Below are 15,923 nucleotides of genomic sequence, written 5' to 3' on the forward strand. Positions count from 1 at the left end.
TAAGGAACATCATGAGCAAATCAGAACGACTGTTTGAGCTACTGACGCTTTTGCGCGCAAAGCGTTACGCCGTGACAGCGAAAGAGCTCGCAGAAAGAATGGAAGTCAGCGAACGTACGATTTATCGCGATATTCAGTCGTTGCTCAGTTCTGGTGTTCCGATTCAAGGTGAAGCAGGTGTTGGCTACCTGTTGCAAGCGGGCTCTCATCTGCCGCCTTTGATGTTCTCAGAAAAAGAGATGATGGCGCTTGAACTGGGTATGCGGATGGTTCGAGCCTGGTCGGATGCCGAACTCGCCGAAGCGTCTCATTCTGCGTCCGCCAAAATACTTTCGGTATTGCCCGATAAGCTCAAACAACAAGTGGAAGATTGTCCGCTGATTGTGCCCGATTATCACACCCAATCCGAGACTGCCAAACGAGGGCAGCTTCTGCGCCACGCGATTGATCATCAGTTTAAGGTCAGTTTGGATTACCAAGATGAAAGCGGACAGGTGACCGAGAGAAAAATCCAACCGTTAGGCCAGTTCTTTTGGGGCAAAGTCTGGACGCTGGTCGCCTGGTGCGAATTGCGCGATGACTATCGCCAGTTCCGCCTCGACCGTATCCAAGCACTGCGTATGCACGATGAAGAGTTTCAGAGTGCGGAAACCAAATCTCTCAAACATTATATTGCGCAGTATGAATCGAAAGATTGAGTATTTTTCATCCCTCCATCACAAGGATTCCAAATTGCTCTGCTCAATGCGCGATATTTGGAAAGGCACATTTGGTTAAACTAATGTTTCATTTTTAACGGATGCGCAACCAACCTAAGATCGTTAACTTAAGTAGCACGTCAACCACACCGGAGCGTGAAGCTATGAAAGTACTGATTCAATACACCCAAGCAGGGAAATATCGAGATCAAGCGTGGGAGTCTTTAACTCTTCGATCTAAAGGTGATATGCAGGCAGTTACCCCTTCTTATGCTGCCCAACTTATCGAACAAAGCAAAGCGACACTTGTGATGACAGAAGACAGACAGATCATCTTTCACTCCTAAATTCCATCAATCCTATGACGAAAAAGGCCTGCATTGCTGCAGGCCTTTGTATGAGTGAATTAAGAGTTATTTACTGGAAACTCACTGCAGTTGGTAGGCGATCAAGCATCTTGTAGTAATCACCAGCCACAGCGCCGATATCACCACGCAAATACGCTTGAATCATATTGAGATCTTTCAGCCAAAGTTCTTTGTCAGCATCTGAAGACGCCATGTACCCTGCGTACACATTGTCGACCGCGAACATCATGTCTTCGGCGTGATCGTTGTAAATCAAAAGCATCGCATCTGTGTAAGCTTCGAACGCTTTCAGCTCATCGTGCGCTTTACCACCTTTATAGCTCAATGTGCCTGAAGTTGCATCGATGACCAAATCACCCGAAGTCACATTCGCTGTCGTAAAGTTGATGAAAGACTGGCTAAACGACAGCACACCTGCCGCAATATCCGCATCAATGGTTCGCTTCATTGCGTTGACCATTGGCGCATCCAGCAGCAATACAGGATCGTGGAACGCTGGGACAATCGCTGTTCGGAATGGCCCCCAAGCACTATCGATGCTCTCTGCGACCTTGTTTAGTGTTGCAGGCTCATAGCTATCTAGGTAAGTTTTTAGATCGTAACCTTTGGACGTCACCAGTTGATTTGCGTAGTCGTAAGCCAGCTTGTTTGCTTTTGTTGCCACAAACTTCTCGCCGTCGATAACAAACTCAACCTTGTCACCCGCGATAATACCGTAGCGGTCTTGTTGCTTCGTAAACGTATCAAACTGAGATTGACCACGAGTCTTCACTGTGTAGTCGTAAGACTTCATTTGGCGCACACCCATTCTCAAGATGACATCGCCAACACGTCCGCGGCCTTCTGCACCAATATCAAGGAATCTTGCAATACCACGAGGCATTGGTGGTAGGGACTCCATTTGCTCAGTGATGTGTAGGTTCACGGTAACACCTTTTAGATTGGTGTATTCCTTACCGTCTTTACCCACCAATTTAACTGGCGTATTTAACGCATCATTTGCCACGACGTTGCCCATGATGTCTTCGTATTCAGCTTGCACCCCAGGGATATCAAGCAGCGATGCAAAGCTCACCTCATCGGTAAAACGGTTCGAGAATCGACGTGCTAAGAAGTGGCTCGCAAGCGCTTTGTCTGGCCAGTTACCCAACACAGACACCGCATTTGACCAAGGGTAATCCGGGTCAAAGCTACCAATTGAGTTTAGGAAGCGTCCATTCGCAGTTTCCGCAACAGCTATATAGCCCTCATCTGAATCTTCGATAAAGCGTGCTGCCAAATCATCAAAACAGCTGGCTGTTGAAAGATCGTAATCAGCCGGAATTTGGTGTGAGTTGTTGTCTAACAGTTGACCAAAAGAAATCACTTTTTGGTTGCCTGCCGCATTTTCTATCACACATTGATGCTCTGGTGTGCGCAAGATATCAAGGAAGAACGCCGCGGATTTTTTCGCCCCATTCGCGTAATCACAGAACCATGAGTTATCGGCTTTGCCTTCGCTACAGTATTGAGGGTTTGAAGCAATGCGCAATAAGAAATCACCCGGCTTATCCGTTGACGAAGTGTAACCCAGATTGGTGTACAGGTTATCGATGCGCTCAAGATCTTCCATCTTGTCACGGATAGCGCTCATTTCCATATAACGACGCACTAAGTAACCAGGATAATCGGACGAGAATAATCCCGTCGTCCCATATAACTCCAAGTTGCGTCGATCATAGCTATCGAGATAGTTCTGCCACTCGTAAGAAACAATTTCTTCTAGGTTTGTACCTTCGTCAAAACGGTTACAGTCGCTGTTTAGAGAAACGTTCCCATCGGTACAGAAATCGTAAGACTTACGCTCAATTTCATTCACTTTATCTAGGTAGTAAAGTGCGCCATAACGAGTTTTCGCATTCAGTTCTGGATCATCAGACAACGCGGCGGTATCGAATCGGCTGAAGTCACAGTTGTAGAGTGATTTGCCTTTCTCGTTCCCCGTTAGTGCCTTCACTTCAGAACACACCATCAGCGATGTGTTGTCTGGATTGTTGCCAAACTTGTATGCAAAGCTTTGTTGGTAGGCTTGCTGATCAGCGAGGTAACGAGCGTATGCCGCTTTGTCTTCATCGCTCGCACTGTCTGCCGGTTTCGCAATAGGCGCAGGAGCTGAACCTGAAGAACCTTGAATCGTCTCGACTTTACGACCGTAACCAAACTTAAACGCCGCAATATCGTACAGACCCCAAGTTGGCGTTTCATCCAACATGCTTGGTGCGTAGTCCATTGTCGAACTGTAAGCAGGAATGTTGTTCAAACCAAGTTGATGCGCTTGCTCGAGCGTGTAGTAGTTCGCTTTGTCATTTGAGCCTTTAAAGTTATGGCGCAGACCCATGTTATGACCAAGCTCGTGAACAAGCGTATTGCTGTAAGTCGCAACCGTAATCGCATCTGCTGCTTTCACTTGCAACTCTTTTGGCAGGTATTTCCAACGCTTAAGCTGACGCGATACTTCGTGACCGGCGTCATCGAGTTTGATCTCAAAGTAACGCTCGTCATCCAACTTCAAGTTGTCCAACATGGCCTTGTTGGTTGAAGAAACCCACGACGCTTCGATTGGATAGACGTTGTTCTCTGCCCAGAAAGACAAACGGTTCTCTTCAGCTTCAACCACCTTTTCAAACTCCATGTCATCATTGAAGTTTTTCATTAGCTGAGTTGGGCTCTTCGTCGCTGCTTTTCCAGAAACGATGTCTTCTTTTGAAACGAGCGGCGCATGAATGTTTTCATCCGATTTCAGGCTCGCCATCGCCGCCATTGTAGAAAGCGCTTCAATTCTATCCGCGACTTCTGTTTTCACAGATTCGCTGCTGGTTGGCAATGGTTCTAAGCCATCTAAGTCCAGTTGATTACGATTATAGAAACGTGCCAAGTTATCCCAATAGAAAGGCACACCCGTTCTTGCAACACCTGCGTATTGGTTCACGTGGCCTTTGATGATTTCCCCCGTCATCGGGTTAGAAACCGACGGGCCATAGCCAAGCAGACCATTCGCTAAAGGCTCGTCAATCAGGTTAATCACGTTGTAACGCAGATCACCTGGGTGAATACCAGCCGCTTTGGTTTTGTTCACAATCTCGATTTCAGGCTTGCCTGCATCCGCCCCAAATACATTCAGAGCTTGGTTCATCTTTTCGATCGATTGCAGCGTTGCATCCAAGAACAACTTGTTCTTCTCTTCAAAAAAGTTATCGCTCAAGTAGTATTTGATAGAGCCTTGATCTGGGTTGAAACGATTGAGGTAAACCACATCACGGTCGTATTTATTCGTGACTGGGTTAAGCTTTTTCGTCGACGTGGTGAAGAAACCAATGTCGTTCTCATCACCCACTGGGTACAAGATCGGTTGGTAACCTTCGGTTGCCACTTCACTTTCGTGCACTAACGAATAGTAGAACCGAGATTTAAACGCGCCATCCACAAGCGCTTCATCCAAGCTCGCTTTCGTTGCAAAGTTGATGTAGTCGGAAATATTATCTAAATCGATACGGAACGTGCGCTCTAGTTCGAAATTGAGAAGACCGTTTTTAGGGTCAAAGTCCCACGAGATCAATCGTGGTGCGCCAATTTCATCAATGCCCTCAGTAATGCCATACAGATCTTCCATATTGAATTCTGCAATTTCGAGATCTTCAGGACGAGGAGTGAAGTGGGTTTTCTTCTTGTAGTTTAGGCTTGCGTCTTCGTTGGTTTCTTCTTTGTTGGTGCAATCACCATGCGCGTCTTCTTGACAGCGATACGCCGCAAAGTCACCCGGAATCGTCAGCACTTGCGCGAAGTTAACGCCGTCGTCGTCTGCGACAAATTTCTCTTCACCGCAGTAGTTATTAGCATCTTTGCTTAGATGCGCGTCTGGGTAGTTTTTATCGTAACTGCGAACTTCCAGACCTTCTTTGGTAAAACAAAGCTCAACGTAACGAGGTGAACCTTGCAAGAATGGGAATTGGTTCAGAGCAAAGCGTGGCGCGGCACCAGTCGTCGGAACGTAAAACCAACGACCGTCTTTAAGGTCTTTTACTGCGACTTCTTTTGCATCTCTTTCGACATAGTCATACGCCTGATCATCTGCGCCACAGCCTGCAAGTGCGGCCGTTATTGCTGACACCAGAGTCAATTTTTTAAACATTATTTGGATATCCTTAATTGTTGTTATTTTCCTAGAAGGAGTAAGTCACTGTCGCGATGTAAGACGCTTTCTCTTGGTCCAACAAATCGATGTTGCCCAAGGTGCCTCGCTCTGCATCTTGATAGAAACCCGTTGATGACGCCGCGAGTACCAATGACCAGCTTTCATCAAACTCGTATGTGCCGTACAACGCCCCTTCATACTGCCAACTGCTTCTGCGCGTACCTTGATAACTGATGCTGTTACCACCTAACGCCGTGATCCCCACTGCGAACGATTCCCACGACTTTTCCGCAACAGCAAACAATGAGTAAGTCCACTCAGTCAGCGAGCGTCCCCCCATGGTTTTATATTCGTGGAAATTTTTTCTCAGTCTTGGCGAAACCGAAAAATCGACGCTCCAAGCTGAAAAAGAGATCGGCACATCTAAACGAACCGCGGTGTGCAGTTCATCTTTACGAGATGTTTCTGAAGTTGGAATGGTGAGCTGACCCGCAACGCCGATTTTCCCTGTATCTCCAAAGCGATATAGGTTCGTGTATTGCAAGCCCAACACCGAATCTGTCGCGTAGGTGCCGACTTCATCTTCTAGGGCACGATAGCCCCCCGTAGAAAAATAGGCTTTTGTGCCGCTCGAAAAGGAATAAACGAGATCGCCTCCCCACGAGAAATTGCGGACAGAACGGTAGTCGTCTTTATCGTAAATGTTTGTATCGTAAGATAGGTAAACGGCCCCACTAAACTTACAAACAATACAGGACGTGTCTCCTTCATTTTGTGTAGATTCAGGCGTGCTGGTGCTATCAATTACACTCGTTTCCAACGCGAATGATGGCGCTGAAAACAGCGTACCCAACAACATTGCAAGCGGCGTCATCATCCACTTTGTTGTGTGCTGCATGTTTTGAAACTTCCATGAGAATTAAGTTTATTAGAATAAACTTAAAGACAAACAGATTATTGGGATGAAATTCCATAAAAATTCAGATAATCAACCCCAATAAACCTATCAACCATAAAATTACTCTTATGGTTAAATCCTTATTTAATTTTTTAATACTATTTATCTGAGTATTGTCGCGTTCTACTTTGCTTAAAAACGCACTTTAAAATGACTTTTTATAAACAAAGCCACTCACCACAACATTAAAGAAGCAGCAAAGCAACGCCATTAAAAAAAGTTAAAAGACAATTATTATCAACAATTTAAAATCAACAAAAACAGTTAAAATGAATGAGTCAAAATGTATAAGTTAAAATACAATAAAAATATAAGAACATCATTCCGTTTAATTTTAGTCGTTATTGTATTGAGAAAGTTTAATTTTCAATTTCTAAAATTGGTGGGATACACATAAGAGAAATCATCAAAACCATCCGTTGTTAATAATGAATTTCGCATTTAAAACAAAAGATAGAAACAAGATCAAATTCATGTTTTCTAATATATCGATTCAACCTTTCACAAGTTTGAATAGAAAACCAAACTTTCAGTCAATCTAAAAACAACAAAACATTCACCAAGTGAATATTCAAAAGATAAGTCAAAACTAAATAGCACATACGGTCAGCATATTTGTGAATTACTATTCATTAATTATTTTTTCATAAATTAAACATTAATGTGACCAGTTTCACACAATTGAACTGCGTACAACATAAAGTAAACGAAATTTAAGTGTTTACTGACTCAAAACGTGTCGATAGAACAGAGGTTAAACATCGAGCTGAAACACGTATTTCCCACCAAAATTTATTATACATAGCAGTGAGTTACCTGCATCCAAGCGGTTAAAATGCGTACTGATGTGACTCACTTTTGAGAGAGGAACATAAGAAGAGCAAAAGCACTAAAAGAGGATAATGCGATTTGAATAACCAGTGCTTCAAACCGCACTTATGAACTTATGCAGAGAAAGAAAGACTATCAGTTACTGTTGAATGGTTTTATGACCACAGTTTTCGCAGATCAAGTGACGTTCAAATTCATCCATAGAAGCAAGGAAGGCGCCGAACACTACACTTTTGAGAAAGCCAGCGATGAACTCTTTCTTGTTGCGATTTTTATCGCCTTCATAGCCACTTTTCTTTCTAACTAACACCACGACATGATGCGTTTCTACCCCACATGTAGGGCACATGAGGACTTCTGTCTTGTTCGACATCTTGGACTCCTTGACGAATTATCCCTTTCTGATGGCATGATTCTCTTACGCCCGTAAAGCGAGTCATCATGCCATCACTATCGATTCTTACTCTTCTTCGTTGAGACGACGAATCAACTTAGCTGGCGTGCCTCCGTATAGACAATCTGGCGGCACATCATGGTTGACTACCGAGTTCGCTGCAATCACCGAGCGAGCGCCAACTGTTACACCTTGGTTAATAACGGAGTTACCGCCAATCCACACATCATCTTCAATCGTGATGGGTTTACAAAACGTTTCCCAACGTCGGCGACTGCGGTAATCAACAGAATGAGAAGCGGTATAAAATTGCACGCTCGGTCCAATGAGCACGTGGTTCCCGATGGTAATTTTGGCACCATCGAGCATGACCACGTTCATGTTGATAAAGGTTTCTTCACCTATTTCGATGGTCTTACCAAATTCACAATGAAAAGGGGCCTGGACAATACAACGGCCTACCTTGCCAAATAGCTGCTTTTGCAATTCGTCGCGCTGACTTTCGTCGGTGTTATTATTGAGCGCTCTAAGTGCTTGAAGAGCATGGCTTCTAATGGCGTCAATTTCTTTGTCCATGCCATCAAAGACCTGGCCAGACATCATTTTTTCTAGTTCTGTCACTGGAAGACTCCTACAACCTGCAATTACTGCTTTCAGATTCTTCACAAGGTACGTGAACTGCGAAATAAAAAAAGAGAAAAGCCCGGACTTTTCTCTTTCCTGTTTTTATATTTTGTGGAGTCTGTCGGCTTACACAATTTCCCAGCTGTGGGTCATCTCAACACCTTCACCTAGCATTAAGCAAACCGAGCAGTATTTTTCTAGCGAGTCAGCCGCCACTTTTGCTACGACTTCTGGGTCAAGCTCGTCACCTGACACTTCAAAGTGGATATTCACTTGCGTAAAGATACGCGGCGCGGTTTCACGACGCTCTGTGGTTAGCTTGGCATTAACTGACGAAACCTTTTGGCCTGCTGTTTTCAAACCATCAACAACATCGACAGAGCTACAGCCACCAGCAGCCATTAGTACCATTTCCATTGGGCTTGGTGCGGTTGCACCACCATTGCCATCCATCACTACGGAGTGGCCCGACTGAGATTGCCCAAGGAATTTAAAATCTTCTATCCATTTAACTTCAGCTTGCATGATTTACCTCATTTAGCATCGCTTATTCAAGGCATCGTTGCCCTTACTAGCGGTGTGTTTCTTGTCGATACTTTAGCTCTATCGCATAAAAGGGCAACGGAATTTTCAACATTACTGTAATTTTTTCGCTCGGTTACCTTTCTCTATACGTAACACTTTTTATTTAAGTAACACTTTCTACAAAAATAACGATGAGGTAGCTATGAAGAATATGTCTAAGTTATTGGCCGGTTTCTCCTTCGCACTTCCAGTCTTGTTTCTACTATTGAGTAAAACAGGTACCGCCGATACGATGGATAAGCTGAAGGCTTCAGAGAATACAAGAATCGCAACGCTAGCTGGCGGTTGTTTCTGGTGTACAGAATCGGATTTAGAGCAACTGCCCGGCGTAATCGATGTTGTATCAGGTTATTCAGGTGGTCATATTGAAAACCCGACTTACCGCCAAGTCTCTTCTGGTAAATCTGGTCATATTGAAGTGATTGAGGTGAAGTACGATCCTGCTGTCGTGAACTACGAGCAAGTGCTGGACTACTTCTTCCGTCATATCGACCCTACCGACGATAAAGGTTCATTTGTTGACCGTGGTCCTCAATACCGTCCAGCGATCTTCTACCATAATGCGGAGCAAAAGCAGATTGCTAAGCAGTTTATGATGGAAATCGACAAGGCGATGCTCTATCCAAAACCGTTGAAAACAGAGCTGATCGAGTTTGAAAAGTTTTACCCTGCGGAGTCGTACCATCAGGATTACTACAAAAAGAGTAGCTTGAAGTACAAATACTACCGCTACGCATCAGGTCGCGATAAATATCTCGACGAAGTATTTGGTGAAGATCGAAAAGAAAGTCCTAAAACACTTCGACAGTTGATTGAAGAAAAAAAGCTGCTTTCGAAAGTGAAAGCGTACAGTAAACCTGCTCAGTCTGAAATCAAATCAAACTTAACAGAGCTACAGTATTACGTGACGCAAGAAGAAGGCACGGAGCGTCCGTTTGATAATGAATACTGGGACAACAAAGAAGCGGGAATTTATGTGGATATTGTGACCGGTGAACCGCTATTTTCTTCTACTGATAAATACAAATCTGGCACAGGTTGGCCAAGCTTTACTCGACCAATTAACCCGGGTTACATCGTGGAGAAAACCGATTATAAACTGCTCTACCCTAGAACGGAGATCCGCAGTAAGTTTGGTGATTCACACCTAGGTCATGTGTTTAAAGATGGTCCGAAGCCGACGGGATTACGCTATTGTATGAACTCTGCTGCGATGAAATTTGTACCTGTGAACAAGATGGCGAGTTTAGGCTACGGCGATTACCTGTACCTATTTGATAAGTAGTTTTAACCAAATTAGGAGTGAACATTCAGCGCGATGAAAGGTTTTAAATCCACCCTTCCCATGAAAGTCTGTCCGGTCTGTCAGCGCCCATTTTCTTGGAGAAAGAAGTGGGCGCGAAATTGGGAGGAAATCGTTTATTGTTCTGAGCGTTGCCGAAGAAATAAATCAACGAAAACGTAGGTCACTCCGACCCTCTCTGGAGTATGTTATTTCATTTGTATTAACGTTTGTACGCGTTCTCTTACCAAGGTAATAACGTCCCATCATAAGCCCAAAACGCCCCGCTATCTTGCGGGGTTGCTTTTTCTATCAAGCCTAATAAATCCTTAGCAACTCGCTCTGGCGTGAACAACTTTCCCTCTGGGACATTGGTTTGAAAAGGTGCCGACAAAGCGGTATCTGTGGTGCCAGGGTGAAGTGAAAGCACCGTGCCATGTTTGACCACTCTTTGCCATTCGATCGACATGGTTTTTAGGAACATGTTTAATGCGGCTTTCGATGCTCGATAGCTGTACCAACCACCTAACTGATTATCGCTAATGCTGCCAACTTTGGCCGAAATGGTCGCAAACTTGGGTGCAGTACTGCGCTTTAGCTTGGGCGTGAAGTATTTCGCCAACAGCAAACTTGGCAAAGTATTAACCGTGATGGTTTGCTGAAAGAAGTCTGCGTCGAGCGAGCTAAGATTCTTCTCAGGACCTTTCTCTTGGGTGTGCAACATACCAACACAGTTCACCAACCAATCGACGTGTTCAATCTGCTCACTGAACGCTTTTACCTGCTCGTCTTGCGATACATCCACTTGATGCCAAACGACATTTGGGTGTTGCCAATCTGGTTGCTGCTTACGATAAGTGGCATGCACGCGAGCTTGAGGAAACCGAGCTGCGGCTTCTCTCACCATCGCCAAACCAATTCCACCATTGCCACCGACGATGAGTATTTCCATCACAAGTTCTCCACGTTTTCTATGTAGTGCTCTGCGGTATCAAGAATCGCTTGGCGTTGTTGTTCTTCCATGTTGTCCCAAGAGCGGAAAATCATCCCGATTCGTGGATTGGCTGCGAGGCGCTTGTCGTGTTTGTTCATAAAGCGCCAATAAAGGCTGTTAAACGGACACGATCCTTCCCCACTCCTCGCCTTATTGTCGTAATAGCAACCCTTACAGTAGTCGCTCATTTTGTTGATGTAAGAACCACTCGCCGCGTAAGGTTTGGTGCCAACAATGCCGCCATCCGCAAACAATGCCATGCCACGTGTGTTCGGCATTTCGACCCATTCAATCGCATCAACATAGATACCGAGATACCACTCATCCACTTGATCTGGGTCGATCTCGGTTAGCAAGCAAAAGTTACCAGTGACCATCAATCGTTGGATGTGGTGTGCGTAGGCGTAATCGAGGGACTGCCCAATCGCATTGCGCATACAAGCCATTTTAGTTTCACCATTCCAGAAGAAATCTGGCAGCTTTCTTTCTGCGACCAATTCGTTGTTTTTCGGGTAATGAGGCATGTTCGCCCAATAGACCCCTCGAATGTACTCTCGCCATCCTAAGATTTGGCGAATAAACCCTTCAACTTGAGAAATGTCGATGTCCGCGTTGGAATGAAATGCCTTGAGTGAAGCATCAATGACTTCTCTCGGGTGCAGTAATTTGCTGTTAAGCGAGAATGAAATTCGGCTGTGATACAAGCTCCACTTAGCGTCGTGCTGGCCTGTCATGGCATCTTGAAAACGTCCGAATAACGGCAGACAGACTTGGCAGAAATGCGCGAGTAAAGAGAGGCTTTGCGCGCGATTAATCGGCCACAACAAGTCCCCTTCGAGATTTCCGATGGTTTTGATGTCATGTCGTGCCAGCCGCTCAATAATGCCGTGGATGTCAGTACTGAACATCAAAGGTTGTGGCAGTTGTTCAATGTCTTTGGCTTTGAGCTTGTTACGATTATTGGCATCGTAATTCCATTTTCCGCCGACGGGCTTTCCGTCTTGCATCAAGATGTCGAAGCGCTTGCGCATACGGCGGTAAAAGTGCTCCATCATGATGTGTTTACCTTGAGGAAACTGCGATTCTATTTCCTCAAACGGCAACAAAAAATGTTCCGAGTCGACACAACGCGTCACGACCCCATCAAGCTTTAGTTTGGCTAACTGCTCCAGAAGACGGTATTCATCCGGGCGTTGATATTCAAACTTACTTGCACCAACTTCACTCGCGTAGTGTTGCAAGACTTGCTCAAGATCGTCGAAGGATTGTGTGTCATCCAACGTGAGGTGCAGAACTTGGTGACCTTCACTCTGACGCTCTTTCGCAAACTGTTCCATTGCGGAAAAGAACGCACACACTTTCTGAATATGATGCGTGACGTAAGTATTCTCTTGCTTGAGCTCCGCAATCAGGTAAAGCACTTGCTCATCCGGTTGCTGAAACCAAGAGTGCTCACTGTTAAGTTGATCGCCCAAGATCAATCGTACGGTTTCAAATTGCATTACGGTTTCTCCGATGACGAAGCTTTGTCACTGCTGCCCATCACAATCGGCCAATCGACCATGTCTACACTATCCAAATGCGCGCCAGGACAACGACCTTGCCACCTATCGATGAACTCCATGTGCGGGTCGTACATTTCGGTTTGCTTTTCGAGGTTGAATTGTCGTGAACCACGCGGATCAGCACCAACGCCCGCTAGGTATTGCCAATTTCCCCAGTTTGATGCCACATCGTAATCAACCAGTTGTGACTCAAAGTACGCCGCGCCATAACGCCAATCGAGGCCAAGCTCATGCACTAAACAACTGGCGACTAACTGTCTGCCACGATTCGACATATAACCGGTTTCATTAAGCTGGTGCATACACGCGTTCACGATAGGAAATGGCGTTTCACCTTTCTTCCATTGTTGAAAACGGTGCGCATAAAAGCTGGTGAGTGGTGCTTGATTTTGGATGCCACCGAATCGGAACAGCTGCCGCTTGTATCGACGGGCATACCAATAAAAGTATTCACGCCAAAGCAGTTCGAAGTAAATCCAATAGGTTGAATCATTTGCGCCATTCGCGGCTTCATAACGTTTCAACATGGCATAAATAGTTTTCGGAGAAACGCACCCATGAGCTAGCCAAGGAGAGAACTTGGTGGAGTAATCCATGCCATCTAAACCATTGCGTGTTTGTTTGTATTCACTGGCTAGTGTGGAAGCAAAATACTGGCGACAATGTTCAAGCCCGCGGCTTTCTCCACCATGAAACGCAGCTTTTGTGTCAAAGTAATATGCAGTAACGGAAGGAAGATTCACACCTAAGGGAATTGGAGGTAACGAACGGACACTCTCGTGGGGCCGAGAGATGTCTAAGCCTTCAACTTGCTTTCTAAACTGCGTGAAAGTGGTAGGCAGATTGCTCAAGTCAAATGGCAGTTGTTCTTCCCTTAACAGGGTCCGGATTGCTTGCTGTTTTATTTTTACATGAGACGCGCCTTCAACTGCGCGATCTAACGCTTGTTGCTCATCCGAACCGGGAAAGGCGTCAGCATATATATGTGTGACGCCGAAGCGATTAACAGCATACTTGATTGCTTGATCGGGCGTTAGTTCAACCGCCCATAATCGCTGACCAAGGTGATTCAAAGATTGATTGAGTTCACTAAGCGATGAGTCGAGAAACTGCAATTTCGCGCGCCCGAAAGAGGCTTCCTGCGCAAAGTGATGCAAGTAAGGCGTCATTGAAGGGTAGCAATACAAGCAAATTAACTCGTCCATTTCTACACTGGCGCTTTTCAACAGTGGGTTGTCGTGCAATCGCAAGTCGTTCGTGAACCAATAAAGTCCTATTTTCTTTTTCAATTCGCACCCTCAGATGTTAATTCTTCGTCTACGAGTTCTTTTCACGGAGACCCTGACGTTAAGCCTTTTGATTTACTTGCTTTTATACGAAAACGAGAGTTTGACGATCATTAGGTTACTAACGTTCACACGGAATCCATTTGCTGGATATCTCAAAACACGCAATACCACCAAATTCCTGTACATGTTTCATACTGATATTTTATAAAATTTGAATCCAACGGTATTGATCACGATCTTAATCACTCATTTTCTATATAAACCATGCAAAAGTGATAAAAATTAAAGCGACATTAGTTAATATCCGTTAATCTAAGCCCAATCCCATTTTGCTAGTACCATCGCAGAAATGACCGACGAGTTTAAGAAATCAACCGCTAATTTAAAAAAAGCGGTCCCACTGATGATCAAAAACCATGTTGCTGCCACGCCAGCCAACTACGCGCTTTGGTATACCTACGTTGACAAGACCATTCCAGAACTCAACTTTGAGTTAGACACGGTGTTAGAAAACTACGGTATTTGCCCGCCAGCAACCAATAAACAGCTTTACAACAACTATGTGGCCAGCAAAGCAGAAACCAGCCTTGAAGATCTTAGAACCAATGTAGAAGTTCTGCTACATGAAGTATCCAGTTCAATGAGCGATACGATTTCAGATACTTCCTCCTTTTCTGAGATGGTAGACAAAAGCTTTAATAAACTGGAAAAAGTTGAGGACAATAGCCTAAGCATTGAAGAAGTGATGGTGGTGATTCGTCAACTTGTCGCAGAGTCACACGAAATTCGTCACTCAACAAAGTTTTTGAATAGCCAATTGACTAACGCGAGTGAAGAAATTTCTCGCCTCAAAAACCAACTGGCTGAAGTACAGCAAGATGCGTTGTTCGATGGTTTGTCAAACCTATACAACCGCCGAGCATTTGACAAAGATCTCTCTTCACTTATCGCATCAAATCAGGCAATGACCTTAATCATGCTTGATATCGATCATTTCAAATCATTTAACGACAATTACGGGCACCTTTTTGGCGATACAGTGTTAAAAGCCATTGCCCGCCGGCTACAACAAAGCTGTCGAGATGGGATATGTGCGTACCGTTTTGGTGGTGAAGAATTCGCGTTAATTGTACCTAACAAATCTCTGCGAATTGCTCGCCAATATGCAGACACACTACGCCGGATGATAGAAAAACTGCGTATCAGAGATAAGCGCTCAGGCACACAAGTTCACAGCATTACCGCTTCTTTTGGGGTAGCAGAATTTGAGCCGGGTGATACGCCTGAAGCCTTAATCAATAAAGCCGATAAACAGCTTTATGAAGCAAAACAACTCGGTCGTAACCGCGTGATGCCAATTTAAATAAACTGACTAAGCGAAAACGACTTTTACGATGAAAAAGAAAACCCCGCGACGTAAAGTGCGGGGTTTTTGTATCCAATCATGAGTATCTTAATCGACGCTGTAACAGTAACTTAGAATGTAGTCGTCACCATTTTTTGCGGTATATTCTTTATCTTCACTGCATGCCATCGGCTTACCTTTTTTGTCGCCTTTGATTAGACTTATCCAATGGCGCATCGCGGTTGGTGCATTGCCAGTTAGTTCAGGATGAAACGTCGTGCGAGTTTCCAATTGAATATCGTCAATGTCCACTAATTCCACGCAACCAGTACCTTTGTGACAGCCAAACAGCACTTCTACATGATTACCCGAATCATCTTTAAACAAAATCGATTTTGGATCTTCCTTTTCACCAGTGTACGCCACGAAGTGTTTTGGGCTTTTCAGGCCGCTGTGTGTACCGTCTTTGAAATAAGCCAAAACATGGCGGTAATCAATCACGTAACTTGATACGTCTTGGTGCGACCCGTTCTCCAATGGGAACATGCGGTCAAGCAGTTGCTTCGCTTTTACTTGTTTCTCACTCTGCTGCTCGGCACTTACCGCTTCGACGGCAAATACGGCTTCAGCGATAAATGGGCGTTGTTGTTGTTGCATCTCTTTTTTATCGAAGTTCAGCATATTCATCGTCATATCCTCGCACTTAAAAACTCGTCCTAGAGTAAAAACTTAAATCCTTTATTTAAGTTTCAGGCAATTCTGTGAAGTGGATGGTTAATTTCCTTGCCTGCTCATTATGTAGACTAGCGAAATATTGAC

The 15,923-nt window shown here is 44.7% G+C and carries 14 protein-coding genes; 5 read left to right on the forward strand and 9 right to left on the reverse strand.

All coding sequences use genetic code 11. From position 1 onward, the window contains the following. Positions 1-11: 11 nt before the first annotated feature. Together R8O11_RS05805 and R8O11_RS05810 are read left to right on the forward strand one after the other, a co-directional pair. Positions 12-698 carry a helix-turn-helix transcriptional regulator gene (locus tag R8O11_RS05805; RefSeq protein ID WP_006741273.1) on the forward strand — a complete coding sequence of 229 codons (687 nt, stop codon included), beginning with the start codon at positions 12-14 and terminating at the stop codon, positions 696-698. 164 nt (positions 699-862) lie between these two features. After that, the gene (locus R8O11_RS05810) at positions 863-1,045 is read left to right on the forward strand and encodes a hypothetical protein (RefSeq protein WP_042523437.1); all 183 of its coding nucleotides are present in this window, start codon (positions 863-865) and stop codon (positions 1,043-1,045) included. A 70-nt stretch (positions 1,046-1,115) separates the two neighbouring features. On the opposite strand, the gene R8O11_RS05815 is transcribed toward R8O11_RS05810, so the two are convergent. The 5 genes from R8O11_RS05815 to R8O11_RS05835 all read right to left on the reverse strand — a co-directional run bounded on the left by R8O11_RS05815 (position 1,116) and on the right by R8O11_RS05835 (position 8,569). Beyond that, positions 1,116-5,234, reverse strand: a complete 4,119-nt coding sequence (locus R8O11_RS05815) for a M66 family metalloprotease (RefSeq protein ID WP_206946933.1) — start codon at positions 5,232-5,234, stop codon at positions 1,116-1,118. A 31-nt stretch (positions 5,235-5,265) separates the two neighbouring features. Then, a complete protein-coding gene (locus R8O11_RS05820; protein ID WP_042523383.1) occupies positions 5,266-6,135 on the reverse strand; it encodes a hypothetical protein in 870 nt (289 codons plus the stop codon). 1,030 nt (positions 6,136-7,165) lie between these two features. After that, on the reverse strand, positions 7,166-7,399 hold the full coding sequence (locus tag R8O11_RS05825; RefSeq protein ID WP_005497910.1) for a hypothetical protein: 234 nt from the start codon (positions 7,397-7,399) through the stop codon (positions 7,166-7,168). Between the two features lie 87 nt (positions 7,400-7,486). After that, positions 7,487-8,041, reverse strand: coding sequence for a sugar O-acetyltransferase (locus R8O11_RS05830; RefSeq protein WP_042523386.1), 555 nt, complete (start codon positions 8,039-8,041; stop codon positions 7,487-7,489). Between the two features lie 129 nt (positions 8,042-8,170). After that, positions 8,171-8,569 (reverse strand): OsmC family protein, encoded by a 399-nt coding sequence (locus R8O11_RS05835; RefSeq protein ID WP_005374132.1) that lies wholly within the window; start codon positions 8,567-8,569, stop codon positions 8,171-8,173. A gap of 202 nt (positions 8,570-8,771) precedes the next feature. On the opposite strand from R8O11_RS05835, the gene msrB reads away from it, so the two are divergent. Both msrB and R8O11_RS05845 read left to right on the forward strand, forming a co-directional pair. Next, positions 8,772-9,914 (forward strand): peptide-methionine (R)-S-oxide reductase MsrB, encoded by a 1,143-nt coding sequence (msrB, locus tag R8O11_RS05840; protein WP_318193990.1) that lies wholly within the window; start codon positions 8,772-8,774, stop codon positions 9,912-9,914. A 33-nt stretch (positions 9,915-9,947) separates the two neighbouring features. Continuing rightward, the gene (locus R8O11_RS05845; protein WP_315957384.1) at positions 9,948-10,094 is read left to right on the forward strand and encodes a DUF2256 domain-containing protein; all 147 of its coding nucleotides are present in this window, start codon (positions 9,948-9,950) and stop codon (positions 10,092-10,094) included. Between the two features lie 61 nt (positions 10,095-10,155). Here R8O11_RS05845 and R8O11_RS05850 read toward each other — a convergent pair whose 3' ends face one another. The 3 genes from R8O11_RS05850 to R8O11_RS05860 are packed head-to-tail and all read right to left on the reverse strand — an operon-like array spanning position 10,156 to position 13,759. Continuing rightward, positions 10,156-10,863: an SDR family oxidoreductase gene (locus R8O11_RS05850; RefSeq protein ID WP_017819732.1), complete on the reverse strand. Its 708-nt coding sequence runs from the start codon at positions 10,861-10,863 to the stop codon at positions 10,156-10,158. Beyond that, positions 10,863-12,407 carry a cryptochrome/photolyase family protein gene (locus tag R8O11_RS05855; RefSeq protein WP_238855209.1) on the reverse strand — a complete coding sequence of 515 codons (1,545 nt, stop codon included), beginning with the start codon at positions 12,405-12,407 and terminating at the stop codon, positions 10,863-10,865. The genes R8O11_RS05850 and R8O11_RS05855 overlap by 1 nt, the downstream gene beginning before the upstream one ends. Further along, a complete protein-coding gene (locus R8O11_RS05860; protein ID WP_025768046.1) occupies positions 12,407-13,759 on the reverse strand; it encodes a DASH family cryptochrome in 1,353 nt (450 codons plus the stop codon). The genes R8O11_RS05855 and R8O11_RS05860 overlap by 1 nt, the downstream gene beginning before the upstream one ends. 349 nt (positions 13,760-14,108) lie before the next feature. Here R8O11_RS05860 and R8O11_RS05865 point away from each other — a divergent pair, with 349 nt between their 5' ends. After that, complete coding sequence (locus R8O11_RS05865; protein WP_005374150.1) at positions 14,109-15,122, forward strand: GGDEF domain-containing protein; 1,014 nt, start codon at positions 14,109-14,111, stop codon at positions 15,120-15,122. Between the two features lie 90 nt (positions 15,123-15,212). Here R8O11_RS05865 and R8O11_RS05870 read toward each other — a convergent pair whose 3' ends face one another. Beyond that, a complete protein-coding gene (locus R8O11_RS05870; protein WP_005374156.1) occupies positions 15,213-15,791 on the reverse strand; it encodes a malate synthase in 579 nt (192 codons plus the stop codon). Between the last annotated feature and the right edge of the window lie 132 nt (positions 15,792-15,923).

Source organism: Vibrio sp. 1288 (genome assembly GCF_033344475.1).

Bases quoted from the DNA above. Each gene is read 5' to 3' on its own strand.
- R8O11_RS05805 (WP_006741273.1), top strand. From the start codon at position 12: ATGAGCAAATCAGAACGACTGTTTGAGCTACTGACGCTTTTGCGCGCA.
- R8O11_RS05810 (WP_042523437.1), top strand. From the start codon at position 863: ATGAAAGTACTGATTCAATACACCCAAGCAGGGAAATATCGAGATCAA.
- R8O11_RS05815 (WP_206946933.1), bottom strand. From the start codon at position 5,234: ATGTTTAAAAAATTGACTCTGGTGTCAGCAATAACGGCCGCACTTGCA.
- R8O11_RS05820 (WP_042523383.1), bottom strand. From the start codon at position 6,135: ATGCAGCACACAACAAAGTGGATGATGACGCCGCTTGCAATGTTGTTG.
- R8O11_RS05825 (WP_005497910.1), bottom strand. From the start codon at position 7,399: ATGTCGAACAAGACAGAAGTCCTCATGTGCCCTACATGTGGGGTAGAA.
- R8O11_RS05835 (WP_005374132.1), bottom strand. From the start codon at position 8,569: ATGCAAGCTGAAGTTAAATGGATAGAAGATTTTAAATTCCTTGGGCAA.
- msrB (WP_318193990.1), top strand. From the start codon at position 8,772: ATGAAGAATATGTCTAAGTTATTGGCCGGTTTCTCCTTCGCACTTCCA.
- R8O11_RS05845 (WP_315957384.1), top strand. From the start codon at position 9,948: ATGAAAGGTTTTAAATCCACCCTTCCCATGAAAGTCTGTCCGGTCTGT.
- R8O11_RS05850 (WP_017819732.1), bottom strand. From the start codon at position 10,863: ATGGAAATACTCATCGTCGGTGGCAATGGTGGAATTGGTTTGGCGATG.
- R8O11_RS05855 (WP_238855209.1), bottom strand. From the start codon at position 12,407: ATGCAATTTGAAACCGTACGATTGATCTTGGGCGATCAACTTAACAGT.
- R8O11_RS05865 (WP_005374150.1), top strand. From the start codon at position 14,109: ATGACCGACGAGTTTAAGAAATCAACCGCTAATTTAAAAAAAGCGGTC.
- R8O11_RS05870 (WP_005374156.1), bottom strand. From the start codon at position 15,791: ATGAATATGCTGAACTTCGATAAAAAAGAGATGCAACAACAACAACGC.